General features: G+C 73.0%; 19 protein-coding genes. 8 read left to right on the plus strand and 11 right to left on the minus strand.

Annotation, left to right across the window (positions count from 1 at the left end):
• Together ACGFMP_RS09965 and ACGFMP_RS09970 are read right to left on the minus strand one after the other, a co-directional pair.
• Complete coding sequence (locus ACGFMP_RS09965) at positions 1-1,986, minus strand: helix-turn-helix domain-containing protein (RefSeq protein WP_393671535.1); 1,986 nt, start codon at positions 1,984-1,986, stop codon at positions 1-3.
• A gap of 83 nt (positions 1,987-2,069) precedes the next feature.
• Positions 2,070-2,897, minus strand: a complete 828-nt coding sequence (locus ACGFMP_RS09970) for a 3-hydroxybutyrate dehydrogenase (RefSeq protein WP_393671536.1) — start codon at positions 2,895-2,897, stop codon at positions 2,070-2,072.
• A gap of 275 nt (positions 2,898-3,172) precedes the next feature.
• Here ACGFMP_RS09970 and ACGFMP_RS09975 point away from each other — a divergent pair, with 275 nt between their 5' ends.
• Positions 3,173-4,678 carry a PHB depolymerase family esterase gene (locus tag ACGFMP_RS09975; RefSeq protein ID WP_393671537.1) on the plus strand — a complete coding sequence of 502 codons (1,506 nt, stop codon included), beginning with the start codon at positions 3,173-3,175 and terminating at the stop codon, positions 4,676-4,678.
• A gap of 49 nt (positions 4,679-4,727) precedes the next feature.
• On the opposite strand, the gene ACGFMP_RS09980 is transcribed toward ACGFMP_RS09975, so the two are convergent.
• On the minus strand, positions 4,728-5,453 hold the full coding sequence (locus tag ACGFMP_RS09980; protein WP_393671538.1) for a class I SAM-dependent methyltransferase: 726 nt from the start codon (positions 5,451-5,453) through the stop codon (positions 4,728-4,730).
• Between the two features lie 265 nt (positions 5,454-5,718).
• Here ACGFMP_RS09980 and ACGFMP_RS09985 point away from each other — a divergent pair, with 265 nt between their 5' ends.
• Positions 5,719-7,188 (plus strand): MFS transporter, encoded by a 1,470-nt coding sequence (locus ACGFMP_RS09985; protein ID WP_393671539.1) that lies wholly within the window; start codon positions 5,719-5,721, stop codon positions 7,186-7,188.
• 42 nt (positions 7,189-7,230) lie between these two features.
• A complete protein-coding gene (locus ACGFMP_RS09990) occupies positions 7,231-7,929 on the plus strand; it encodes a TetR/AcrR family transcriptional regulator (protein ID WP_393671540.1) in 699 nt (232 codons plus the stop codon).
• A 313-nt stretch (positions 7,930-8,242) separates the two neighbouring features.
• Here ACGFMP_RS09990 and ykgO read toward each other — a convergent pair whose 3' ends face one another.
• Entirely contained in the window at positions 8,243-8,365 is a 123-nt protein-coding gene (gene ykgO, locus ACGFMP_RS09995; RefSeq protein ID WP_033172643.1) for a type B 50S ribosomal protein L36, read from the minus strand.
• A 108-nt stretch (positions 8,366-8,473) separates the two neighbouring features.
• Between ykgO and ACGFMP_RS10000 the strand changes: the two genes are divergently transcribed.
• Positions 8,474-8,734 carry a hypothetical protein gene (locus tag ACGFMP_RS10000; protein ID WP_393671541.1) on the plus strand — a complete coding sequence of 87 codons (261 nt, stop codon included), beginning with the start codon at positions 8,474-8,476 and terminating at the stop codon, positions 8,732-8,734.
• 97 nt (positions 8,735-8,831) lie between these two features.
• Positions 8,832-9,782, plus strand: a complete 951-nt coding sequence (locus ACGFMP_RS10005) for a GNAT family N-acetyltransferase (RefSeq protein WP_393671543.1) — start codon at positions 8,832-8,834, stop codon at positions 9,780-9,782.
• On the opposite strand, the gene ACGFMP_RS10010 is transcribed toward ACGFMP_RS10005, so the two are convergent.
• Positions 9,763-10,692: a LysR family transcriptional regulator ArgP gene (locus ACGFMP_RS10010; RefSeq protein WP_393672126.1), complete on the minus strand. Its 930-nt coding sequence runs from the start codon at positions 10,690-10,692 to the stop codon at positions 9,763-9,765. The genes ACGFMP_RS10005 and ACGFMP_RS10010 overlap by 20 nt on opposite strands.
• Before the next feature lie 68 nt (positions 10,693-10,760).
• On the opposite strand from ACGFMP_RS10010, the gene ACGFMP_RS10015 reads away from it, so the two are divergent.
• Positions 10,761-11,372 (plus strand): LysE/ArgO family amino acid transporter, encoded by a 612-nt coding sequence (locus ACGFMP_RS10015; RefSeq protein WP_393671545.1) that lies wholly within the window; start codon positions 10,761-10,763, stop codon positions 11,370-11,372.
• Between the two features lie 239 nt (positions 11,373-11,611).
• Here ACGFMP_RS10015 and ACGFMP_RS10020 read toward each other — a convergent pair whose 3' ends face one another.
• Positions 11,612-13,693 (minus strand): SpoIIE family protein phosphatase, encoded by a 2,082-nt coding sequence (locus ACGFMP_RS10020; RefSeq protein ID WP_393671546.1) that lies wholly within the window; start codon positions 13,691-13,693, stop codon positions 11,612-11,614.
• A gap of 78 nt (positions 13,694-13,771) precedes the next feature.
• Complete coding sequence (locus tag ACGFMP_RS10025) at positions 13,772-14,812, minus strand: LacI family DNA-binding transcriptional regulator (RefSeq protein ID WP_393672127.1); 1,041 nt, start codon at positions 14,810-14,812, stop codon at positions 13,772-13,774.
• 384 nt (positions 14,813-15,196) lie between these two features.
• Between ACGFMP_RS10025 and ACGFMP_RS10030 the strand changes: the two genes are divergently transcribed.
• Positions 15,197-16,033: an aldo/keto reductase gene (locus tag ACGFMP_RS10030; RefSeq protein WP_393671548.1), complete on the plus strand. Its 837-nt coding sequence runs from the start codon at positions 15,197-15,199 to the stop codon at positions 16,031-16,033.
• 196 nt (positions 16,034-16,229) lie between these two features.
• On the opposite strand, the gene ACGFMP_RS10035 is transcribed toward ACGFMP_RS10030, so the two are convergent.
• The 4 genes from ACGFMP_RS10035 to ACGFMP_RS10050 all read right to left on the minus strand — a co-directional run bounded on the left by ACGFMP_RS10035 (position 16,230) and on the right by ACGFMP_RS10050 (position 20,370).
• Entirely contained in the window at positions 16,230-17,237 is a 1,008-nt protein-coding gene (locus ACGFMP_RS10035; RefSeq protein WP_393671549.1) for a LacI family DNA-binding transcriptional regulator, read from the minus strand.
• 149 nt (positions 17,238-17,386) lie between these two features.
• Positions 17,387-18,376, minus strand: coding sequence for an ABC transporter substrate-binding protein (locus ACGFMP_RS10040; protein ID WP_393671551.1), 990 nt, complete (start codon positions 18,374-18,376; stop codon positions 17,387-17,389).
• 111 nt (positions 18,377-18,487) lie between these two features.
• Entirely contained in the window at positions 18,488-19,531 is a 1,044-nt protein-coding gene (locus ACGFMP_RS10045) for an ABC transporter permease (protein WP_393671553.1), read from the minus strand.
• A complete protein-coding gene (locus ACGFMP_RS10050) occupies positions 19,528-20,370 on the minus strand; it encodes an ATP-binding cassette domain-containing protein (RefSeq protein WP_393671555.1) in 843 nt (280 codons plus the stop codon). The genes ACGFMP_RS10045 and ACGFMP_RS10050 overlap by 4 nt, the downstream gene beginning before the upstream one ends.
• A 316-nt stretch (positions 20,371-20,686) precedes the next feature.
• Here ACGFMP_RS10050 and ACGFMP_RS10055 point away from each other — a divergent pair, with 316 nt between their 5' ends.
• The gene (locus ACGFMP_RS10055; RefSeq protein WP_393671556.1) at positions 20,687-23,773 is read left to right on the plus strand and encodes a GH92 family glycosyl hydrolase; all 3,087 of its coding nucleotides are present in this window, start codon (positions 20,687-20,689) and stop codon (positions 23,771-23,773) included.
• The last annotated feature ends 17 nt before the right edge of the window (positions 23,774-23,790 follow it).

Consider the following 23,790-nt stretch of genomic DNA (forward strand, 5'->3'; position numbering starts at 1 on the left):
TCAGGACGGCGCCGCCAGCATGTGCAGCCGCAGCGCAAGCTGGAGTTCGAGCGCGCGCTCCGGCTCGTTCCAGTCGGGCCCGAGCAGTGCCTGGATCCGGTCCAGCCGCTGCACCACGGTGTTCACGTGCAGATGCAGCTCGTCCTTGGTGCGGGTCAGCGTCCCCCCGCAGGCGAAGTACGCGCCGAGCGTGCGCACCAGCTCCGTCCCCCGCTTGGCGTCGTAGGCGAGCAGCGGCCCGAGCGTCGCGCCGACGAAGGACGTGACGTCGCGCCCGCTGCCCAGCAGCACCCCGAGGAAGCCGAGTTCGGCCGCCCCCGCCCCGTCCCCCACCCGGCCGAGCGCGCACAGCGCGCGCAGGCACCGCACCGCTTCCGCGTGCGCGTCGGCGAGGGCCTGCGGCCCGGACGCGGGGCCGGCCGCGGCGACCGTGACGGGGGTGCCGGTCAGCTGGCTGAGCCGGGCCGCCGCGGCCCTGGCCGCCGCGCCCGGCGCGGCACCGTCGTGCGGCAGCAGCAGCACCACCGTGCCCGAGCGCTCCGCGCTGATGCCGTCGCTGCCGAAGAGATAGCGGCCCGCGGTGGCGGCCAGCCGGTCGTGGGAGCCGGCCGGGCCCTGCGCGACCAGCACCAGGCACGGCCGGCTGAGGTCGATGCCGAGCCGCCTGCCGCGTACCACCAGGCCGACGGGGTCGCGCCCCGGCGCGGTCAGCAGGTCGGTGATCAGCTCGCCGCGCACCCGGTTCTCGGTCTCGGCGACCGAGCGGCTGAGCAGCAGCAGGAGTGCGGTGACGACGCCGGCCCGTTCGAAGAGCCGCCGGTCGGAGTCGTCGAGCCGGCCGCGCCCGTGCAGCACCATGCTGCCCAGCAGCTCCTGTCCTGCGAGGACCGCGCAGGTCCAGCGCCCGTCGCGGTGCTCGGCGCGGGCGGTGGGTGCGGGCGGCTCGCCCCCACCTGTGGCGGGGTCCACGGGGGCCGGCGGCGGTACGTCCTCGAAGGGGCCGCCGCCGCGGCCGACAGCGGCGAGGGTGCGGCCTTCCGGGTCGTGGATGGTGATGGCGCCGTCGAGCAGGCCCGCGACGGCCCCGGCCACCTCGGACAGGTCGCCGCCGCGCAGCACCAGGTCGGTGAGCCGGTCGTGGGCCTCCTCCGCGCGCTGCATCGCGGCCGCGTGCTCCCGGATGACGGCTCCGGCTTGCGCGAGGTCGGTGATGGCCCGCGCGGTGTCGATGGCGATGGCGGCGTGCGCGGCCAGCGAGCACAGGAGCGCGACCTCGTCGGGCGAGAAGGGCCGCGGGGTGCGGTCGGCGGCGAAGAGCACGCCGATCACGTCGCCTCCGCCCGCGGTGCCGCCGCCGGGTCCGCCGCCCTGTCCACCCCCGCCGGGACCGCCGGGTCCGCCGCCCCGGGCGCCGAGCAGCAGCGGCACTCCGAGGATGCCGACCAGGCCCTCGTCGAGTACCCCCTCGTCGATGGAGCCGGTGTGCCGGAACCGCTCGTCGGTGCGGTAGTCGGGGGTGGCGTAGGGGCGGGCGGTCTGGGCGACGAGTCCGCCGAGCCCGTCGCCGTAGCTGAGCCGCAGGTTCTGGAAGAGCGGCGAGACCGAGCCGTCGGTGACCCGCATGTAGGTGTCGCCGGCCTCGTCGTCGCGCAGGGTGAGGTAGGCGGTGTCGGTGCCGAGCAGCATCCGCGCCCTGCGGACGATCGACTGCAGGACGGCGTCCAGGTCGCGCAGCGCCGCGAGGTCGCCCGCGGTGTCGAAGAGCGCGGCCAGCTCGGTCTCCCGGCGCCGGTGCTGGCGCAGGATCCCGCGGACCCGCAGGGCCGTCGCGGTGGCCTGCTCCAGCTCGGCCAGGTCGGCGGCGCTCGCACCGCCGGCCCTGGCCCGCGCGGCGAGCGCGCCGTACGCCTCCGCGGGCGCGTCCTCGGCGATGAGTTCGAGCAGCCGGCTCAGCGGGCGGGCGATCGGGGCGGGGCTGTCTGCCATGAGCGGTCATCCAATCACCTTGCCGCGCGGCGTCCCAGAGCTCGGGCCGCACGGGAACGCGCACGTCCCGGCCTCACGAGGGGTCAGTGCGCGGTCCAGCCGCCGTCCAGCGGCAGCGAGGTGCCGGTGACGTAACCGGTGTGCGGCGAGCACAGCCACAGCGCGGCGGCCGCGACCTCGGCGGGCTCGATGAGCCGCTTGATGGCGGTGCGGTCCAGCATCACCTGGGCGACGACGTCGGCCTCCGGGATGCCGTGCGCGAGCGCCTGCGTGGCGATCTGGTCCTCGACCAGCCGGGTGCGGACGTAGCCGGGGCTGATGCAGTTGCTGGTCACGCCGAACTCCGCGCCCTCCAGGGCGACGGTCTTGCTGAGCCCTTCGAGCCCGTGCTTGGCGACGACGTAGGCGGACTTGTAGGGGCTGGCGCGCAGGCCGTGCACCGAGGAGATGTTGACCACCCGGCCCCAGCCTCCGGCGTACATGTGCGGCAGGCTCCTGCGCAGGATGCGGAAGGGCGCCTCGACCATCACCCGCTGGATCAGCGTGAAGCGCTCCGGCGGGAATTCGTGCACGGGCGCGACGTGCTGGAGGCCCGCGTTGTTGACGACGATGTCGGCGTCTGCGGGCAGCGCGTCGACGGCTCCGGGGTCGGAGAGGTCGGCGACCACACAGGTCCCGCCGGTCTCCGCCGCCGCGTCCTTGGCACCGGCCGCGTCCCTGTCGACGACGTAGACGTTCGCGCCGGCCGCCGCGAGCGCCACCGCGCAGGCGCGGCCGATCCCGGCGGCGGCCCCGGTGACCAGGGCGGTGCGGCCGGTGAGGAACAGCCCGCCGGCCGGTCCCGCGACGGTGGCGGCGGCCGGCGGTGCCGCGGGGCCCCGGCCGGGGCCCGGGCGCTGAGTGCTCTCCATGGCGGCCACGCTAGGAAGGTTGCGGCACAGCGCACACGTGTCCTGCGCCCATACTTCCCCGGCCCGGGGTGGGGACCGCAGCCATGTCGCGGCCACCGGTGCGGCTGCACGCGGGCAGGGCGCCAGGGGCCCGGCACGCCTCCGGCGCACGGCGGCCGCGCAATGGCCGTGCCCGCCACTTCCGCCGCACCGGCATGGCGGTCCGTCACGTGTCTGCCGGCACAGCGCGGTCCTACCGTCCAACGCCACAAGGATCCCCCCATGAGGAGTGCGCCATGAACAGCTCTCCGCTCCCCCGCCCCGCCCCAGGGCCGGGCACCGTCCGCCGCCGGATCTCCACCGCGGTGCTGGGCGTACTCGCGCTGGTCGCCGCCTGCCTCGGCGCGGTCGCGGGCGCCGCGCCCGCCACCGCGGCCGGCCTGACCCAGGTCACGTCCTTCGGCTCGAACCCGGGCAGCCTCGCGATGTACGAGTACGCGCCCGCCGGGCTGCCGGCAGGGGCGCCCGTGGTGGTCGCGCTGCACGGCTGCGGGCAGTCCGCGAGCGACTACTTCTCCCACTCGGGCTGGCAGAAGTACGCCGACCTGTGGGGCTTCGCCCTGGTACTGCCGCAGACGAGCGCGTCCAACAACGCGCTGTCCTGCTTCAGCTGGTTCGACCCCGCCAAGGACTCCCGCGGCAAGGGGGAGGCGGCCTCGGTCGTCTCGATGGTGTCGCACGCGGTCACCCAGTACGGCTCGGACGGCGACCGGGTCTACGTCACCGGGCTGTCCGCGGGCGGCGGCATGACCGCCGACCTGCTCGCCGACTATCCGGACATCTTCGCCGGCGGCTCCGTGGACTCCGGGCTGCCCGCCCAGTGCGCCACCTCGCAGGCGGCCGCCTCCACCTGCCAGTACGGGAGCCTCAACCTGACACCCGCCCAGCTCGGCGACAAGGTGCGGGCCTCCGATCCCGGCTACGCCGGCCCCTGGCCGCGGGTGGCGATCTGGCAGGGCGCCTCGGACACCACCGTCCAGCCGGTCAACGCCACCGAGCTGCGCGACCAGTGGACGAACGTGTGGGGCATCGGGCAGACCGCGTCGTCCACGCAGTCCCTGCCGGGCGGCACGACCCTCAGCGTCTACGACGACCCGTCGGGCGCGCCGGCGGTGCAGCTCTACCAGATCGCCGGCATGGGGCACGGCCTCGCGGTGGACCCGGGTTCCGGCGCCGAGCAGTGCGGCACCGCGGGCTCGTACTACCTGGACACCATCTGCTCCAGCTACTACACCGCCAGGTTCTGGGGCCTGGACGGCTCGACCCCGCCGGGTGGCGGTGGCGGCGGCGCGCTGCCCGCGCCAACCGGGCTCGCCGTGTCCGGCACCACGGGCAGCAGCGTGTCGCTGAGCTGGACCGCGGTCTCCGGCGCGGCCTCCTACCGGGTCTTCCGCGGCGGCATGCAGGTCGGCTCGCCGACGTCGTCGTCGTACACCGACACCGGGCTGGCCGCGGGCACGGCGTACAGCTACACCGTCGCCGCCGTCGACTCCTCGGGCACCGCGGGACCCGCGTCCACCGCGGTCGGCGCGACCACGACCGGGTCGGGCGGCGGCGGGTCCGGGCAGTGCTTCACCGCCAGCAACTACAGCCAGGTGGCGGCGGGCCGTGCCCACCAGAGCGGCGGGTACACCTACGCGGACGGCTCCGGCCAGAACATGGGCCTGTGGAACGTGTTCACGACGCACACGCTGAAGGAGACCGGCCCCGACTACTACGTGATCGCGGACGGCGGCTGCTGACGGGGACGGCCGGCCCGGACGAAGGGGCACACCCGCGCCCGCCGGCCCTTCAGGTCCTGCGGGCCAGCATCAGGCCGGCCCGCGGGCTGCCGTCCCGGCGGCGGCCGAATTCGTCGAGCGCGGTGAGCGCCACGTCGAAGCCGGCCGCCGCGAGGTCGCGGCGCACGGCGGACGGCGGGAAGGTGCGGTAGTACATGACGAAGGGCGGCCGCCGCACCGCGTTGCGCACCCGCATCACGCCGTCGAAGCCGGCCGCGGCCCAGTACCAGGGCGAGGCGACCGGCGGCGGCGCGCCGATCGGGAAGGCGAACAGGCCGCCGGGCCGCAGCGCCCTGCGCACCTGGGTGAACAGCCCGGGACGCTCGGCGGGCAGGAAGTGCCCGAAGGCGCCGAAGCTCACCACCAGGTCGAAGGCCGCCTCGAAGGGCAGTGCGCGGGCGTCGGCGCGCACCCACTGCGGTCGCGGGCCGCCGCCGGGCGCCGCGGCGGCGCGGGCCCGCTCCAGCATTCCGGCGCTGAAGTCGACGCCGGTCAGCCGCTCGCGGCACAGCGGGGCCAGCACCCGCAGGCCGGCGCCCGTGCCGCAGCACAGGTCGAGCCCGGCGTCGAAGGGGCCGAGCGGGGCGAGGGCGGTGGCGGTCGCGTCGAGGAAGCGGTCGGGGGTGCGGAAGGGCGTGTGGTCGAAGGTCGGGGCGAGCAGGTCGTAGCCGCGGTCGACGGAGGACAGCGCCTGGACGGCCAGCTCGCGCACGGTGGGTCCCTCGGGTGAGAACACCCGGCCAGGATAGGCCGGTCGATCTGCGCCGGAGGGCGGCCGTGGCGGCGCGTGACACCATGGGAGCGCTCCCACAGCTTCACGGGACAGCACTTCCGCAACCAGGCCCGAAGCCCCAGGTCACCGGCGGCGTGCGCGGGCGCCAGGAAAATTCCCGTGCCAGGTGTGCGGTTTCCCTCATCGTCATGAAACGGAATCGTCATTCCTGAACCCTTATCCTGGGGTTCCGGAATGATCGTTCCGTTTCATCTTGTGAAGGAGTTCCATGGCGTCCGAGACCCGGCGCACACACCACCAGGTCACGTTCGCGGTCCTTGCGGCGGGTGTGACCGCGTACGCGCTGCTCCAGTCCCTGGTCACCCCGGTGCTGCCGACGATCCAGGCCGACCTGCACACCGACCAGAACACCGTGACCTGGGTGCTGACCGCCTATCTGCTGTCGGCCTCGATATTCACGCCGATCATGGGCCGGGTCGGCGACATGATCGGCAAGGAACGCGTCTTCGTCGCGACGCTCGGCGCGCTGGCCGCCGGATCGCTGCTCGCGGCGCTGGCCACCAACGTCCAGGTGATGATCATCGCCCGTGCGATCCAGGGCATCGGCGGCGGTGTCCTGCCGCTGGCCTTCGGCATCATCCGCGACGAGTTCCCGCGCGAGAAGCTGAACCAGGCGGTCGGCCTGATCGCCTCCATCCTCGCGGTCGGCGGCGGCCTGGGCATCGTGCTCGCGGGGCCGATCGTCAACGCGCTCGACTACCACTGGCTGTTCTGGCTGCCGATGATCCTGACCCTGGTGTCGGCGATCGCGGCGCACTTCTTCGTCCCCGAGTCGCCGGTGCGAACGGCCGGCCGGATCAGCTGGGCGCCCGCGATCCTGCTGTCGGCCTGGCTGGTGGCGCTGCTCGTCGCGCTCAGTGAGGCTCCGGCCTGGGGCTGGGGCTCGGGCAAGGTACTCGGCCTGATCGCCGCCGCCGTGGTGCTCGCCGTGGGCTGGGTGCTGGTCGAGCTGCGGGCGGCGACGCCGCTGATCGACATGAAGATGATGGCCCGCCCCGCGGTGTGGACCAACAACCTGGTGGCGCTGCTGGTCGGCGTCGGAATGTACGCGGTCTTCGCCTTCCTGCCTGAATTCGTGCAGACCCCGAAGTCCACCGGCTACGGCTTCGGCGCGAGCATCACCCAGTCCGGGCTGATCCTGCTGCCGATGTCGGTGATGATGTTCCTGGTCGGCCTCGGCGCCAACGGCCTGGCCAACCGCATCGGCGGCAAGAAGGTCGTCCTGATGGGCTCGCTGATCGGCGCCGTCTCGATGGCGCTGCTGGCCTTCGCGCACACCAGCACCTGGGAGCTGTACGTGGCCACCGCTGTCATGGGCGCCGGCTTCGGACTGACCTTCGCCGCGATGTCCAGCCTCATCGTCAGCGCGGTCCCGGCCGCGCAGACCGGTGTGGCCAGCGGCATGAACGCCAACATCCGCACCATCGGCGGATCCATCGGCGCGGCGCTGATGGCCAGCGTGGTCACCGCGAGCCCGGCCGCGGACGGCCTGCCGCGGGAGGCCGGCTACACCCACGGGTTCGCCATGCTGGGCGCGGCAATGGTGGTCGCGGCCGTCGCGGCGACGCTGATCCCGGTCACGCGGCGCACCCGCACGATCGATTTCGCCGACGAGCCGCAGCACCCGGAGCTGGCGCTGGTCCCCGGCGGTACCGTCGTGGGTGACAAGCCGGAATGAGCTGCGGGGCGGCGGGGACCCGGCGGGAGTGAGCGAGTGACGATGACAGGACACGCACGCCCGGAGGAAGCGGAGCCGGCACCGGGTCCGGTGCCGGCTCCTGAGAGCCAGGACCCGCCCGCCCGGCCGCTGCGGCGGGACGCCGTACGCAACCACCAGCTGGTGGTGCAGGCGGCGCGCGAGGTGCTGTCGGAGTTCGGCACCGACGCCAGCATGGAGCTGATCGCCTCGCGCGCCGGGGTCGGCGTCGGCACGGTCTACCGGCGCTTCCCCAACAAGGAGGCGCTGGTCGACGAGATCGCCGGGCAGATGCTGCGCGAACTCACCGAAGTGGCGCGGCGCGCCCTGGCGCTGCCCGACGGTTCAGGCCTCGAGACCTTCCTGCGGGTCATCGGCCGCTCGCTCAGCGAGCACCGCGGCTACGCCGACAAGCTGGTCGGCCACTCGAAGGTGTCCTGCGTCGAGCTGCTGCGCGACCGGATCGCAGAACTGCTGGTCCAGGCGCAGGAGTCGGGCCGGGTGGCGGGCGGCGTCGAGCTGGGCGACATCATGGCGCTGATCTGGGGGCTGCGCGGCATCGTCGAGACCAGCGGCGCCGTCGTACCGGACGCGTGGCGGCGGCATCTGGACATCCAGCTGGCCGGGCTGCGCACGGCGCGGGTCCCCCAGGACAGCCCGCCCGCGGTGACGCGGGCGCAGCTGCGCCGGATCGGTACAGGTGCCGCGGACGAGGACGGCTGATGTCCGCGCGGTGTGCGCGGTATTCCCAACATTCACTTCAGGTGGTCTGGACCCCAACCGCCCCGGCACGGCATAGTGGAGGCGGCAAGATCAACGGCCGTTCCAGGAGCCGGGGGTCCGCGGTGTCCCGGGGCGCTGCGGAGACCCGTACCGACCCCCGCCAGCGATGTCGCGCGCCGAACACCCGGCGCGCGGCCGCGGCGGTCAGGGGGCCTTCCGGCATCGCACCGGCGCCACATGCCGGTGCGATGCCGCGGCAGCCGAAGACCCCGGCGCGTACGCCGGGGCCGGGCCGCACAGCCGCCGTACCGGGTCAGCCCTGGCGGGCCTTGGAACGCGGGTCCTTGCGGTTGATCACGTAGACCTTGCCGCGCCGGCGCACGATCTGGGCGCCCGGGCGGTTCTTCAGCGACCGCAGTGAATTGCGTACTTTCATGGGAGGCGCCTTTCTCTTCGTGCGCTCGGCATACTTGTTGTGCACGCATCACAACGGCGGCGCCCCCGGATTCATTCCGCGCGCCGCCGCCCGTACGGAGGAGACGGCATGAGCGACGCATCGCAGCCCCCGAAGGAGGAGCCGGACTTCTCGCCCGGTTTCTCCAGCCCCGACTTCTCCAGCCCGGACTTCTCAGGACCCGACTCCGCGATCGGCGACTACACCCCGCCGGACTACGTCGTCCCGCCCTTCGAAGGCCCCGACTACGAGGCGGAGGACGCCGACGACCTCGTCCCCGACGAGGCCGGATTCTCCGCCCCCGGCTACTCGAGCCCGGACTTCACCACACCGGGGGCGATGGGGGAATAGCGGCTCGCCGGGCGGCGGAAAAGGCCTCGCGCCCAGGATGCTTCCGGTGTTGACTGCCGCGGACGAACCGACACCTCTTCCCCGCGGAGCGCACAGCTTGACACCGGTACCCGACGACCTGACCGTCCGCCCGATCACCGGGCCCGAGGAGCTGGGCCTCTTCTCACGGCTTCCCTATGTCCTGGACCACGAGTTCGCGGACGACCTGGCAGGCGGCCGCCGCCGCCCCGGCTGGATGTGGGTCGCACTGCGCGGCGACCGCCTGCTGGCCCGGGTGGCCTGGTGGGGCCGCGCGGGCGAGGACACCCCGCTCTACCTCGACGTCCTCGACATCGACGACGGTGCCGGGGACGGCGCCCTGCTGGACGTCGCCGAGCACCTGGTGCGCACCGCCATGGCCCAGGTCCTCCCGGCAGGCTCCCGGCCGCCCGAGTACAACCGCTTCGTCCCGCCCGACTGGCGGGACGTCGCCGCGACCAGGCAGGCCGTCGAGGACCGGATGGCCGTCCTGGAGCGGACCGGCGCCCGGCTCTTCGTGGAGCGGCTGCGGCTGGAGTGGCGGCCCGGCACCCCGGTCCCCGCGCCGAGCACCCGGCTGGCCTTCCGGCCGATGGCCGGCACCGAGGAGGTCATCGACCTGATGACCGCGGCGCTGGACGGCACGCTCGACGCCCACAGCCGCGCCGACCTGGCCACCATGACGGCCCGCGAGGCGGCGACCGCGCACCACGACGACGAGCTCGGCCGCTTCACCAGCCCGCGCGAGTGGTGGCAGGTCGCGACCCTGCCCGACGGCTCCCCCGCCGGTTTCGTCATCCCGGCCCGCAACGACTACAACCCGATCATCGCCTACATCGCCGTGCTCCCCGCCCATCGCGGCAAGGGCCTGATCGACGACCTGCTGGCCGAGGGCACCCGGCTGCTGGCCGCCGACGGCGCCCCCCGCATCCGGGCGTCCACCGACCTGGGCAACACGCCGATGGCCCGCGCCTTCGCGCGCGCCGGCTACGTCGACTTCGAGCGCACCCTCACGATGACCTGGTCCTGACCTGCGGGTCCTGCGACAGGGCGGCGGCCGCGGTGCGGGCCACCGCCGCGGCCAGGGCGGCCAGCGGCGGCGAGTCGAGCTTCCACTGCTGCCAGTAGAGCGGGACGTCCATGGTGTCCCCCGCGGCGAGGTCGACCAGGGTGCCCGCGGCGCGGTGCGGGGCGGCCTGGGCGTCGGGGAGCATGCCCCAGCCGAGACCCGCGACCACGGCGCCCACGAAGGACTCGGACGCCGGGACGTAGTGCCGGGGCCGTCCCGGCACGAGGCGGCCGGGGGCGATGCGGCGCAGGAAGCCGTCCTGGATGTCGTCCTTGCGGTCGAAGAGCACCACGGGCGCGGCGGGCAGCAGCTCCGCCAGCGGCCCGCCCGCGAGGTGGCGGGCCGCGAAGGCCGGGGTCGCGAAGGCCCGGTAGACCATCCGGCCGAGCGGGCGTACCGAGCAGCCCTGCACGGGCTCGGGCGAGGAGGTGACGGCGGCCATCACCCGGCCCTGGCGCAGCAGCAGCGCGGTGTGGTCCTGGTCGTCGCGGTGCAGGTCGAAGCAGACGTCGACGGTGCGCACGGTCTCGGCGAGCGCGGGCAGGAACCAGGTGGCGAGCGAGTCCGCGTTGACCCCCACCGACAGCGTCGGCGGCCCCGCCGCCTCGCTCAGGCCCAGTTCCGCGACGGCGTCCTGCTCCAGCCGGGCCAGCTGCCGGCCGAACCGCGCCACGATCTCGCCGGAGGCGGTCAGCCGTACCGGCTTGGAGCGCAGCAGCAGGACCCGGCCCGTGCGCTGCTCCAGCGCCTTGACCCGCTGGCTGACCGCGGACGCCGTCACATGGAGCGCCTCCGCCGCAGCCTCGAAAGTGCCCTCGTCGACGGCGGCGAGCAAGGTGCGCACCTGGTCGAGCGGCAGCCCGGTCATCATCACAAGTACTAATGTTAGCTAAGAAACATTAGCTGGACTGAAGGAGCCGTGCTTTCTAACCTCGGCCCATGACCACCGCACTCCTCGCGGCCCTCGCCGGCCTCGGCACCGGCCTGTCGCTCATCGTGGCGATCGGCGCGCAGAATGCCTTCGTGCTCCGCCAGGGCATCCGCCGCGAGCACGTCGCCGCCGTGGTCGCGATCTGCGCGCTGTCCGACGCCGTACTGATCGCGGTGGGTGTCGGCGGGGTCGGATCGGTGATCAGGGCCTGGCCGTCCGCGGTCACCGTGACCGGCTGGATCGGCGGCGCCTTCCTGGTGGCGTACGGCCTGCTGGCCGCCCGCCGCGCGCTGCGGCCCGAGCGGCTCGAGGCCGGCGGCGGGGCGGGGGGCTCGCTGCGCGCCGCGGTGCTGACCTGCCTGGCGATGACCTGGCTCAACCCCCACGTCTACCTCGACACCGTGCTGCTGCTCGGCTCGGTTTCGGGCGGCTACGGCGGGGCGCGCTGGCCCTTCGGCGCGGGGGCGGCGCTCGGCAGCGTCATGTGGTTCAGCGGGCTCGGCTTCGGCGCCCGGCTGCTGGAGCGGCCCTTCTCCCGGCCCGGTTCCTGGCGGGTGCTCGACATCGCCATCGCCTGCACGATGATCACCCTGGGCCTGCTGATGGCGGTCCGGGCCTGAGCCGGGGCCGGTGGCGCCCGTCCTGGCCTGAGCCGGGCCGGCTGGCAGCCGTCAGGGCTGTGCCATGGCCCGGTGGGCGCCGGTCCTGGCCTGAGCCGGGGCCGGTGGGCGACGGTCCTGGCCTGAGCCGGGGCCGGTGGGCGACGGTCCTGGCCTGAGCCGGGGCCGTGGCGGCCGTCAGAGGCTGCGCCGGGGCCGGTGGTGGCCGTCAGAGGCTGCGCCGGGGCCGGTGGTGGCCGTCAGGCAGGGCGGTCGAGGCGTACCCGGTCGCGCTGGACCGGCCGGAAGCCGATCACCGCCGCGTCGTCGCGCCGGTCAGCGGCCGCCGCCAGCAGCCGGGCACACAGCGCCGCCAGCGGCATGCCCTGCGCGCGGGCCTCCTCTGCGTGGGCGGCCAGCGCGGCCATGCCCTCGGTCAGGTCGGTGCCCGGCACCTCGATCAGCCCGTCGGTGTAGAGCAGCATGGTGTCGCCGACGTGCAACTCGCAGTGCCAGGTGCTGCGGGCCGTCCAGGGCGCCACGCACAGCGGCAGCTCGGGCTCCCCGCCGTCGAGGAAGCGCGCCGGCCCCGCGGCGGGCAGCAGCAGCGGCGGCGGATGCCCGGCGTTGCACCAGGCCGCGTGCCAGCCGCCGCCGGGCCGCGGCTCCAGCCGTGCGTGCACGGCGGTGACCAGTGGCGCGATGTCGAGCCCCTCGACCACCCGGTCGAGCCTGGCCAGGCTCTCCGACGGGGTGTTGCGGGGCGACCTGTCGTAGGCGATGACCCGCAGCATGCTGCGCAGCTGGCTCATCGAGGTGGCCGCCTCCAGGTCGTGGCCCGCGATGTCGCCGATGCTGAGGGTGACCGAGCCGTCCGGCAGCAGCAGCGAGTCGTACCAGTCGCCGCCGATCTCCACGGTCTTGCTCGCCGGCTGGTAGTGCGCGGCGAGTTCGGCGCCCGGCACCCGGGGGGTGGGCGTGAGCAGGGCGCGCTGGAGGGTGAGCGCGGTGTGCCGGGTGCGCTGCAACTCCATGGCCTGCCGCAGCGGGTCCCGCACCTCGTTGAGCACCTCGCCGAGCATCTGGAGGTCGGCGGGGGCCGGCGGCGGGCCGTCCGCGCAGCCCGCGGCGACGGCGAAGGCGACGACCGCGGTGTCGATCACTATCGGCACCAGGGTGATGCTGGTGGCACGGGCCGCCCGCAGCCATGCCGCGGACAGGTCCGGCAGCACCCCCGCGGGAGGCTCGCCCGCGGGGAAGGTGAACAGCCTGGGGCGGCGGCTCTCGACGACCTGCCGGGCGATGGGGCCGACCGGCCGCGGCTCACCGCTCAGCGGCGGCAGCGGGGGCAGTCCCTCGCGGGCCGTGGCGGCGATCCGGGTGGCGGTCAAGGTGCTGCCCTCGCCCGGCAGGCCCGCCGACGGCAGCAGGAAGACGGCGCAGACGTCGGTCAGCTCCGGCACCACTGCGCTCGTGACGGCCGCGAAGGCCTGCGGCACGTCGTTCGCCGAGACCACGGTGGCGACCCTGGCCAGCAGCTGCTCGCGCAGCCGGTTGCGCCACTGGTCCTCCACGTCCGCGGTGGCGCCGATCCACTCGGCGATGGCCCCGGCCCGCACGATGGGCACCGCCCTGGACTGCACGTGGCGGTAGATGCCGGACGCGGTGCGCATGCGGAAGGTGCACACGAACATCGACGGGGTGTCCTCGGCCGCCTCCCGCCAGGTGTGCACCAGCCGGCTGCGGTCGTGCGGGTGGACCGCGGACAGCCAGTCCTGGTCGATCACCGGCCGCCACGGGATGCCCGTGAACTCCTCGAAGCCGCCGACCAGCTCCTGGATCTCGCCGGTGGGCTGCATCAGCCAGACGATCTGGCTGACCGCGGACATCAGCGCCTCGTAGCGCTGCAGCGCCTGGTTCTGCTGCTCGGACAGCAGCTCGGCGCGTTCCGTGGCCGCCACCTGGGCGGTGGTGTCGATGGCCACCGCGAGCACCCCTGGGCCGTGCCGGGACACCACGGGCGAGCAGCTGTAGACGAAGTGCCGGACACCCGGGGCCCCGATCATGCTGTCGCCCGTGGCGCGGGGCGAGGTCACCTGGCGTGCGGTGCGGTCGCGGAAGACCGCGTCCAGCATGGCGACGAAGGGTGCGGCCTCGGCGGCGTCGAAGGCCCGGGCGGCCGGGGCGCCCAGGGTGCGCAGGCCGAAGAGCTCGCGGAAGGCGTCGTTGTAGTACACGAGCAGGTGCTCGCTGCCCGCGGTGATCGCGATGGGAACGATGGCGCTGTCGAACACCTCGGGTTCGAGTTCGGGCACGCCCGTCTCGTGGCCGCTACGCCTCATCCTCCGATCATCGCGCGCCGCCGGGCGGGGGGCGCGCTGAAACCGGGCCCCGCCGCGTCCGCGACGGCCGCGGCCGGCTCACGCGGAGGCGCGGACCACCAACCGGGTGGGGGTGATGATCGAGGACATCGCGGGCACACCGTCAGGGTCGGACGTCGGCTCCAGGGCGTGCAGCAGCAGCTGGGCCATCAGCCGGCCCATCTCCTCGATGTCCTGCCTGACGGTGGTGAGCGGCGGGTCGGTCCACTCCGCCACCGACACCATGTCGTCGAAGCCGACCACCGCCACGTCGTCAGGCACCCGCCGCCCGCGGGCCCGCAGCACCCGCAGCGCGCCGGAGGCCATCACGTCGGAGGCGGCGAAGACCCCGTCGAGGTCGGGAGAGCGCTCCAGCAGCTGCTCCATGGCCCGGGCGCCGCCTTCCGGGGTGAAGTCGCCCTCGGCGATCATCGCCGGGCCGATGCCGGGCAGCACGTCGCGGAAGCCGTCGAGCCGGTCCACCGAGGCGGGCTGGTCGAGCGGGCCCGCGATGTGCACGATCCGGCGGCGTCCCAGCCCGACCAGGCGGCGTACCGCGTCCCGGGCGCCGCCGCGGTTGTCGCAGTCGACGTAGAGGGTGCGGCGCCGGGCGTCGGGGTCCGGCCAGGTGGGGCGGCCGCCGATCACGGTGGGCACGCCGGCCTTGCGGGCGAGCACCGGAAGCGAGTCGTCGGCGTGCAGCGAGAAGATCAGCGCGCCGTCCACGTGCCCGCCGGTCAGGTAGCGGCCGACCCGGTCGTGGTCCGCCGCACCCCCGGTGAGCAGCAGCACCAGCTGGTTGTCATGGGCGGCCAGCTCCCGGCTGATGCCGCGCACCTGCTGGGCGAAGAAGGGGTCGGTGAAGAACCGGGACTCCGGTTCCGCGACGACCACCGCGATGGCGCCGTTGCGCCGGGTGACCAGGGTCCTGGCGGCCTGGTTGGGTATGTAGCCGAGCTCGGCCACCGCTGCCCGCACCCTTTCCGCGAGCGGGCCGCGCACCCCCGCTCCCCCGTTGACCACCCGTGACACGGTGGCTCGCGACACCCCGGCCCTGGCCGCGACGGCTTCGAGCGTGGGTCGTGGGGCGGGGGGCGGCACGGGCAACGGGATGTCTCCTTCGCACGGCGGGACACGGGACGGCACGCAGGGCGGAACGCGGGCCGGCACGAGCACATACGGGAAGCGCGGACCGGTGCGGACGGCGGGCCGACGGCCGGGCAGGCCACAGCGTATCGGGTCGCCGCGTGCCGTGAGAGCGCTCTCCGGAGAGTGCGGGGCACCGGTGCCCGCGCTGCCCCGGGGCTGCCCCGGGGCTGCCCCGGGGCTGCCCGCAGGACGATCGCGCGGACCACCCTTACGGTGGGTGAGGGGGCGCACTCCGGCCGCGGGGCCGAGGACGGCGGTTGCCGCGCCGCGCCTGCCGCCCGGGCGGCAGGGACACGACCACGCACGGACAGCCAAGGAGAGCAAGGGGAAGAACCCATGACCCAGATTCCCGACGTCACGCTCAACAACGGCATCTCGATTCCCCAACTGGGCTTCGGGACCTTCCAGATCGAGCCGGAGAACACCCGGGAAGCGGTGCGCACCGCCCTGGAGATCGGCTACCGGCACATCGACACCGCGGAGATGTACGGCAATGAGAAGGAGGTCGGGCAGGCCGTCAGGGACTCCGGGCTGCCGCGCGGCGAGGTGTTCGTCACCAGCAAGCTCAACAACGGCTTCCACGCCCGCGACGACGCGCTCACGGCCTTCGACCGCACCCTGGCCGACCTGGACATCGATTACGTGGACCTCTTCCTGATCCACTGGCCGCTGCCCACGGTCAGCGACTACGTGGAGACCTGGAAGGCGGTGGAGGAGATGGGCCGCTCCGGCCGTACCAGGGCCGTCGGGGTCTCCAACTTCACCCGGGCGCACCTGGAGCGGGTGCTCGCGGAGACCGACACCGTCCCCGCGGTCAACCAGATCGAGGTGAACCCGTATCTGGCGCAGGACGAGGTCCGCGCCTTCTGTAACGCCCACGGCATCACGATCGAGGCCTATTCGCCGATCGCGCAGGGCAAGGTGCTGGACGACCCGGTGATCACCGCGATCGCCGAGCGGGTGGAGCGCTCTCCCGCGCAGGTCACGCTGCGCTGGCACGTCCAGCGAGGTGACATCGTCTTCCCCAAGTCGGTGACGCGGGCCCGGATCGAGGAGAATTCCCGGCTCTTCGACTTCGAGCTCAGCCCGGACGACATGGCGGCGATCACCGCGCTCGACCGGGGTGAGCGCACCGGGTTCGACCCGGACACCTTCTCCTGGATCCCGGGCTGACGCTCCCGCCGCCCGCCTGTCCGCCCTGTCCGCCCTGTCCCCATATCCGTCTGTCCGCCTGCGCGCCGGTGCACGCGCCTCGCGCACGCCGGCGCAAAATGCGCCCCCATCGTGCGCCCCCGCCGGTTCGGCAGACCGCCGGCCGCGCCGACTTGCGGTCAGGCGACCCTGCCGACCTTGCCGGCCGCCGGAGCGGTCAGCCTGCCGCCGTACGGAACTCGCCCGAGGCGCGGACGACGAAGCGGGTGAGCAGCACCACCGACCGCGGCGCGGAACGGTCCCCCGCGATACGGGAGAAAAGCAGGTTGGCCGCGGTCCCGCCGAGCGCGACCGGGTCCTGGCTGACCACGGTCAGCGGCGGGGTGAGCCGTTCGCCGAGCGGAAGGTCGTCGAAGCCGACCAGGGCCATCGGCGCGGGGTGGTCGAGGCCGTCGAGGACGCCGAGGGTGATCAGGTCGTTGCTGGTGAAGAGCGCGGTCGGCGGGTCGGGCAGGGTGCGCAGCACGGCCAGCGCGTCGCGGGCCTGCGGGTGGGAGCGCAACTCGTGCCGGACCAGGGCCGGGTCCTCCGGTATGCCGTGGGCGGCGAGCGCGTCGAGGTAGCCGGCGTAGCGCTCGGCCTGGGTCCAGATGTCGTAGCGGTCGCCGAGGTAGGCGATCCGGGTGTGGCCGTGGCCCAGCAGGTGGGTGACGGCCCGTCCGGCCGCGGCACGGTTGTCGACGGTGACGGTGTCGACGGCCAGGCCCTTGGCGGGGCGGTCGACGCACACCACCTGGGTGCCGGCGTCCATCGGGCGTTTGAGGAATCCGTGGCTGCCGATGGTGGGGACGATGATCAGGCCGTCCACCTGGCGGGCGGTGAAGGCCGCGATCACCTCGCGTTCGCGCCGCGGTTCGTCGTTGGTGCTGCCGACCAGCACGACGTGGCCGCGTCGGTGCGCCTCGTCCTCCACGGAACGGGCCATCAGGGCGTAGAAGGGGTTGGCCAGATCGTCCACGACCAGGCCGATGGTGGAGGTGCCGAGGTTCTTCTGGCGCAGGCTGCGGGCGTTGTCGTTGCGCTGGTAGCCGAGCTTGCGCACCGCCTGGCCGACCCGGGCGGCGGTCTCGGGGGCGACGCCCGCTTCGCCCGACACCACCCGGGAGACGGTCATGGGACTGACCCCGGCTGCGCGGGCCACGTCCTTCATCGTGGGGGGTTTCACGGGCCTCCTCGTCGCTGTACCGGCCGGCCCGGCCGGTGACCGCGGGAAAGGCGGTGACCGGCGGCCGGCCGGCTCGTGCGTCGATGATGGCAGGCGGGTTCCGGGCGCGACCGGGCTCCCCCCTGATCACGCGACCGGGCTCCCCCTGATCAGCAGGCGGCTTGGTAGAAGAACTTCTTGATGTCGGGCTGGTCCATGTTCGCCTTGGTGATGGCGACCATGTCGGTGCCGATCCTGGCGGTGACCTTCTTCTTGTCGATCGCGGCCAGCGCCTGGTCGACGCCCTGCCTCCCGATGGCGCCGGGGTCCTGGGCGACCAGGACGTCCAGGGTGCCGTTGGTGAGCGCGGTGATCTCGTCGGGCTCCGCGTCGAAGGCGGCGACCTTCACCTTGCCCTGCTTGCCCGCGGCCTGGAGTCCGGTGGCAATGCCCTGGGCGGTGTTGGTGTTGCCCGCGAAGACACCGCCGAGGTCGGGGTGCGCGGCCAGGGTGGACTGGATCTGCGAGGCGGCGGTCGCGGGCAGGTCGTTGTCGTAGAGCACCGGGAGCAGGGTGATGCCGGGGTGGGCCTTCATCTCCTCGGTGAAGCCCTTGATACGCGCGTCGGTGGTGGACACGCCGGGCTTGACGCTGATCACGATCGCCGAGCCCTTGTCGCCCATCAGCTGGGCGAGGGACTTCGCCGCGGTCCTGCCGCCGGCCTCGTTGTCGGACGATATCCGCGAGACCCCGATGGAGGTGTCGGTGACCTCGGTGTCGACCAGGACGACCTTGGTGCCCGCGTTCTGTATCTGCTGGAGCGAGGGGGTCAGTGCCGCGGTGTCGACCGGGGAGATCAGCAGGCCGCCGGGGTGGGTGGCGGCGACCGAGTCGATGATCGGGCGCTGCACGGCGACGTCCCACTGGGCGGAGCCGTTGACGGTGAGTTTGACGCCGCGCTTCTTGGCCTCCTGCTGGGCCGCGCAGGTCATGGTGATGTAGAAGGGGTCGCTTTTCACGCCGGTGATGAGGTCGAGGGACTTCGAGCCTGAGCCGCCGGAGTCGCCGCCGCATCCGGCGGTGGTCGCGGCGGTCAGGGCGAGGACGGCGCAGCATCCGGCGAATGCCGTCGATCTTCTGGTCCTGCTGGTCGGGCGCATGGCGGAGGGCCTTTCGGTGGAGGGCGGTGGAGGGTTGCGACGGCGGGCCGGCCGCCGTCGGCGGGCCGGCCGCGGACAGCGGGTCGGTCGCGGTCAGCGGACCGGCCGCGGTCAGCCGCGGTCTCTGCCGCGTCTGCGGAACTGGTCCAGGTAGACGGCGGCGACCAGGACGACGCCGATGGCCACGTCCTGCCAGTACTGCTGGACGCCCATGATGATCAGACCGGTGCTGAGCACCGCGGGGATGAAGACGCCGATGACCGTGCCGAGTACGGATCCGCGCCCGCCGAAGAGGCTGGCGCCGCCGAGCACGACGGCGGTGATGACCTTGAGGTTGTCGGTGGAGTGGCCCGCGATGGAGGTGGTGCCGAAGTAGGCGAGCCACATCACGCTGCCGAGTCCCGACAGCAGGCCCACCAGGGCGTAGACCTTGACCAGGTGGGCGTCGACGTTGACGCCGACCCGGCGGGCGGCCTCGGGGTTGGAGCCGATGGCGTAGGTGTAGCGGCCGAAGCGGGTGAAGGCGAGGACGAGGCCGAAGACCAGGGTGGCGCAGAACGCGATGACGACCAGCCAGGGGATCTGGCCGAAGAGCTTGCCGAAGCCGATGCTGCGCTGGAGCTTGCCGGACACCGCGCCGGCCGGGTCCTGGCCGCCGGTGATGATCTGGGCGGCGCCCAGCGCGGCGCCGAAGCCGCCGAGGGTGACGATCAGCGGAGGGACCTTGGCCTTGGCGACCAGCCAGCCCTGGAGGGCGCCCCACACCAGGCCGGTGGCCAGCGCGATGAGGGTGCTGACCGCGATGGTGCCCCAGCCGGAGGCGGCTCCGCCGTGGTGGATGGTGTACTCGGCGGACAGGACGGCGGACAGCACCAGCACCGAGCCGACGGACAGGTCGATGCCGGCGACGATGATCACGTAGGTCATGCCGACGCCGAGCACCAGGTAGATGGCCGCGTTGGTGGCGATCTGCGTGATGTCGTAGCGGGTCAGGAAGGTGCTGGGCCTGGCAGCGGTGAAGAAGGCGACGAGCAGCGCGAGCACGCCGAAGGTCCATGCCTCGTTGGCGGCGGCGAGCCGGCGCAGCCAGGAGGGTACGGCGGGCCTGCCGGCGCTCTGCTGCTGCCGGTCCTTCACGGGGGCCTGGGCGGTCATGCTGCGCCGTCCTTTCGTGGGGCGACGGAGCCGGGACCGGGGCCGCCGGTGGGGGCGTCCGGGTCGGTGCCGGGGTCCGGGTCGGTGCCGGCGTCCAGGGCGCCGGTCATCGCGCCGACCAGTTCCTCGACGCTGGTGTCGGCGGCGGTGAAGCGCGCCACCCTGCGGCCGAGCCGCAGCACCTCGACCCGGTCGGCGACGGACAGTACCTCGGGCATGTTGTGGCTGATCAGCACCACGCAGATGCCGCGGTCGCGGACGCGTCTGACGGTGTCGAGCACCCGGCCGCGCTGGACGACGCCGAGGGCCGCGGTCGGCTCGTCCATGAAGATGATCCGGTTGGCGAAGGCCACCGCCCGCGCCACGGCGACCGACTGGCGCTGCCCGCCGGACAGCGTGGCGACCGGGGCGCCGACGTCCTGGAGGTCGACGCCGAGTTCGGCGAAGGCGGTGACGGCGGAGCGGCGCATCGCGGCGTGGTCGAGGACGCCCAGCCGGCCGAGCAGGCCGCCGCGGTGGAGCTCGCGACCCAGGTGCAGGTTGGCGGCGGCGTCGAGGTCGGGGGCGAGGGCGAGGTCCTGGTAGACGGTCTCGATGCCGTGCCGCCTGGCGTCGAGCGGGCTGGCCAGCTCGACGGGGGCGCCGTCGACCAGGATCACGCCGCTGTCGGGTCGCATGGTGCCTGACAGGGTCTTGACGAGGCTGCTCTTGCCGGCGCCGTTGTCGCCTATCAGGGCGACGACCTCGCCCGGGTAGGCGGTGAAGTCGGCTTCCTGGAGTGCCCGGACGTGACCGAACCGCTTGGTCAGGCCCCTGGCTTCCAGGAGTGGTTGTGCCATCGGCTGTCTCCCAGCGTCGTATCACGCGGTGCGTTGGTAACGTTCGCAAACGTTAGGGGATTCTGCTGGCGTCCTGACGGCCTGTCAATACATTGCGCACGAGGCCGCGTGAAGCGCTCCGGTGGGCGGGCGGGACCGGAATTCCGGTCCACGCGCGATCCCTTGACAACACATCAGGTACACATCAAGATGCTGATTCGCTTGGTAACGTTCACATCTCTGGTGTGAACATCCCCCCCGTGCCCCGAGGCGCTCGCCGTGCGTCATCCCACGGCCTGCCGCCTCCGCGAGAAGGTGGTCCTCTGTGCTCCCTCCCGTGCTCCGCAGCAGAACCGCGGGCGCTGTCAGCGCCCTGTTCCTGGCCGTTCTCGGCGTCGGCGGCCTCGCCTCGGCCCCGGCCCACGCCGCCACCGCCAACCTCACGCAGTACGTCGACCCGTTCGTCGGCTCGGACGACAGCAACGCGCCCAACCCGGTCGGCGGCGGCGCCGGCGGCAGCACCTACCCGGGGGCGGTGACGCCCTTCGGCGGCGTGCAGTTCAGCCCCGACACGCCGACCGCCTCGCCGTCCGGCTACCGCTACTCCGACGGCTCCATCGAGGACTTCAGCCTCACCCACTTCGACGGTGCCGGCTGTCCCAACAACGAAGACCTGCCGCTGATGCCCATCACCGGCGCGGTCGGCACCTCCCCCGGGAGCAACTGGACGAGCTACGCCTCGGCGTACACCAAGTCCAACGAGTCCGCCGCGCCCGGCTACTACAAGAACCGGCTGGACAAGTACGGCACCGGCGTGGAGCTGACGGCCACCACCCGCACCGGCATGGCCCGGCTGACCTACCCCTCGACCACCAGCGCCGGCCTGCTGATCAACACCAGCCGCAGCGCCACAGGCAACCGCAGCGGCTCGGTGAAGATCAGCGGCTCCGAGGTGACCGGCAGCGTCACCGCCGGCGGCTTCTGCGGCTCGTCGAAGACCTACCAGATCTACTTCGACATCCGCTTCGACCGCGCCCCGTCCGCCTTCGGCACCTGGAACGGCGGTACGGTCTCGGCCGGCTCCACCAGCACCTCGGGCACCAACACCGGTGCGTACGTCACCTTCAACACCACCGGCAGCCAGACCGTGCAGACCAAGATCGGCCTGAGCTACGTCAGCGTGGCGGGCGCGCAAGCCAACCTGACCTCGGAGAACAACGGCTGGGACTTCAACGCGACCCGCACCGCGGCCGACACGTCCTGGAACTCGATACTCAACCGGGCCCAGGTCACCGGGGGCGCGACCGCGGACCTGAAGAAGTTCTACACGGCGCTCTACCACGTCTTCCAGAGCCCGAACATCTCCAGTGACGTCAACGGCGACTACCGGGGCTTCGACGGCGCGGTGCACAACTCGTCCCGGCCCGTCTACCAGAACTACTCCGGCTGGGACATCTACCGCTCCTGGGCCGCACTGGTCGCGCTGATCGCGCCGACGGAGGCGGCCGACATCGCCAAGTCGATGGTGCTGGACGGCCAGCAGGGCGGCCTGCTGCCCAAGTGGTCGCAGCAGACCAACGAGGACTTCGTGATGACCGGCGACCCGGGGCCGATCATCGTCAGCAGCATGTACGCCTTCGGGGTACGGGACTTCGACACCGCGGCGGCGCTGTCCCTGATGGAGAAGGCCTCCAACGGCGGCACGGCGCAGGGCTCGCCGATCCGCGGCAACCAGGGCGCGTACACCAGCCAGCACTTCCTGAGCGAGCCCTCGGACTCGCTGGAGTACAGCGCGTCGGACTTCGCGGTGGCGCAGTTCGCCAAGGCGCTCGGCAACACCTCCAGCTACACCACGCACATGACCCGCGCCCAGTGGTGGCGGAACACCTTCAGCACCGAGTCGGGCTACGTGCAGCCGCGCAACTCCGACGGCAGCTGGTCGTGGCCGCTCGACCCGGCCAGCCAGAGCAACTTCACCGAGGGCAACGCGGCGCAGTACACCTGGATGGTGCCGTACGACTTCGCCGACCTGATCAACGCCATGGGCGGCCCCAGCACCGCCGCACAGCGGCTTGACCACCACTTCACACAGGTCAACGCCGGCCAGTCGCTGCCCTACTACTACATCGGCAACGAGCCGGAGCACGGCGTGCCGTGGGCGTACAACTTCGCCCGCGACCCTGCGGGCACCGCGGACGCGGTGCACAAGGTGATGACCGAGTCGTTCACCACCGGCGCCGGCGGCCTGCCCGGCAACGACGACCTCGGCGCGACCTCCGCCTGGTACGTGTGGGCGGCGCTGGGGATGTACCCGGCGACCCCCGGCGCGGACACGCTGGCCGTCAACGGCCCGCAGTTCCCGTCGGTGCTGCTGCAGCGCCCCGGCGGCAACATCACCATCAACTCCGCGGGCAGCGGCGGCTACGTGCAGGGCCTGAAGGTCAACGGCACCGCCACCAGCCACAACTTCCTGCGCTACCCGGACATCGCCGGCGGCGGCACCCTCGACTACACCATGGGCGGCACGCCGAGCAGCAGTTGGGGCACCGGCGCGGCGGACGTGCCGCCGTCCTTCCAGGACGGGGCCACCCCGGTGCCGACCGCACCGAGCCTGGGCACCAACCTCGCCCAGGGCAAGGCGGTCACCTCGTCCGCCGCGTGCGCGACGGCGGAGTCCGCTGACAAGGCGGTCGACAACTCGCTGAAGAACAACAGCAAGTGGTGCTCGCTGGCGGCGAATCCGACGCTGACCGTCGACCTCGGATCGGCCCAGACCGTGGGGTCCTTCGTGGTCAAGCACGCGGGTCTCGGCGGCGAGAACACCAGCTGGAACACCGGTGCCTTCCAGATCCAGACCAGCACAGACAACAGCACCTGGACCACCGCGGCGACGGTCACGGGAAACCGCTCCAGCCGCACCTACAACACCGTCACCCCGCGGCAGGCCCGCTACGTCCGGCTGGCGATCTCCGCGCCCAGCAACACCGGCGGCAACACCGCGGCCCGCATCTACGAACTGGAGGTCTACGGCCAGTCCACCGGCGGCGGCGCACACGCCATCACGGGCCTGGCGGGCAAGTGCGTGGACATCGCCAACTCCGCCACGGCCAACGGAACCCATGTGCAGCTCTACGACTGCAACGGCTCCGGCGCCCAGCAGTGGACGGTCGGCAGCGACGGCACTGTCCAGGCGCTGGGCAAGTGCCTGGACGACGCATCGAGCGGCACCGCGGACGGCAGCGTGGTGCAGCTGTGGGACTGCAACAACACCAGCGCCCAGAAGTGGACCGTCAGCGGGAAGCAGCTGATCAACGCCGCGGCGAACAAGTGCCTCGACGTACCCGGCTCGAACACCGCCAACGGCACCCAGCTGGACATCTGGACCTGCAACGGCGGCACCAACCAGCAGTGGACCGTCAGCTGACCCCCGGCACCACCGGG

The sequence above is a fragment of the Streptomyces sp. NPDC049040 genome (genome assembly GCF_043197715.1).
GTDB lineage: Bacteria > Actinomycetota > Actinomycetes > Streptomycetales > Streptomycetaceae > Actinacidiphila.

Bases quoted from the DNA above. Each gene is read 5' to 3' on its own strand.
- ACGFMP_RS09965 (WP_393671535.1), bottom strand. From the start codon at position 1,986: ATGGCAGACAGCCCCGCCCCGATCGCCCGCCCGCTGAGCCGGCTGCTC.
- ACGFMP_RS09970 (WP_393671536.1), bottom strand. From the start codon at position 2,897: ATGGAGAGCACTCAGCGCCCGGGCCCCGGCCGGGGCCCCGCGGCACCG.
- ACGFMP_RS09975 (WP_393671537.1), top strand. From the start codon at position 3,173: ATGAACAGCTCTCCGCTCCCCCGCCCCGCCCCAGGGCCGGGCACCGTC.
- ACGFMP_RS09985 (WP_393671539.1), top strand. From the start codon at position 5,719: ATGGCGTCCGAGACCCGGCGCACACACCACCAGGTCACGTTCGCGGTC.
- ACGFMP_RS09990 (WP_393671540.1), top strand. From the start codon at position 7,231: ATGACAGGACACGCACGCCCGGAGGAAGCGGAGCCGGCACCGGGTCCG.
- ykgO (WP_033172643.1), bottom strand. From the start codon at position 8,365: ATGAAAGTACGCAATTCACTGCGGTCGCTGAAGAACCGCCCGGGCGCC.
- ACGFMP_RS10000 (WP_393671541.1), top strand. From the start codon at position 8,474: ATGAGCGACGCATCGCAGCCCCCGAAGGAGGAGCCGGACTTCTCGCCC.
- ACGFMP_RS10010 (WP_393672126.1), bottom strand. From the start codon at position 10,692: ATGATGACCGGGCTGCCGCTCGACCAGGTGCGCACCTTGCTCGCCGCC.
- ACGFMP_RS10015 (WP_393671545.1), top strand. From the start codon at position 10,761: ATGACCACCGCACTCCTCGCGGCCCTCGCCGGCCTCGGCACCGGCCTG.
- ACGFMP_RS10020 (WP_393671546.1), bottom strand. From the start codon at position 13,693: ATGAGGCGTAGCGGCCACGAGACGGGCGTGCCCGAACTCGAACCCGAG.
- ACGFMP_RS10030 (WP_393671548.1), top strand. From the start codon at position 15,197: ATGACCCAGATTCCCGACGTCACGCTCAACAACGGCATCTCGATTCCC.
- ACGFMP_RS10040 (WP_393671551.1), bottom strand. From the start codon at position 18,376: ATGCGCCCGACCAGCAGGACCAGAAGATCGACGGCATTCGCCGGATGC.
- ACGFMP_RS10045 (WP_393671553.1), bottom strand. From the start codon at position 19,531: ATGACCGCCCAGGCCCCCGTGAAGGACCGGCAGCAGCAGAGCGCCGGC.
- ACGFMP_RS10050 (WP_393671555.1), bottom strand. From the start codon at position 20,370: ATGGCACAACCACTCCTGGAAGCCAGGGGCCTGACCAAGCGGTTCGGT.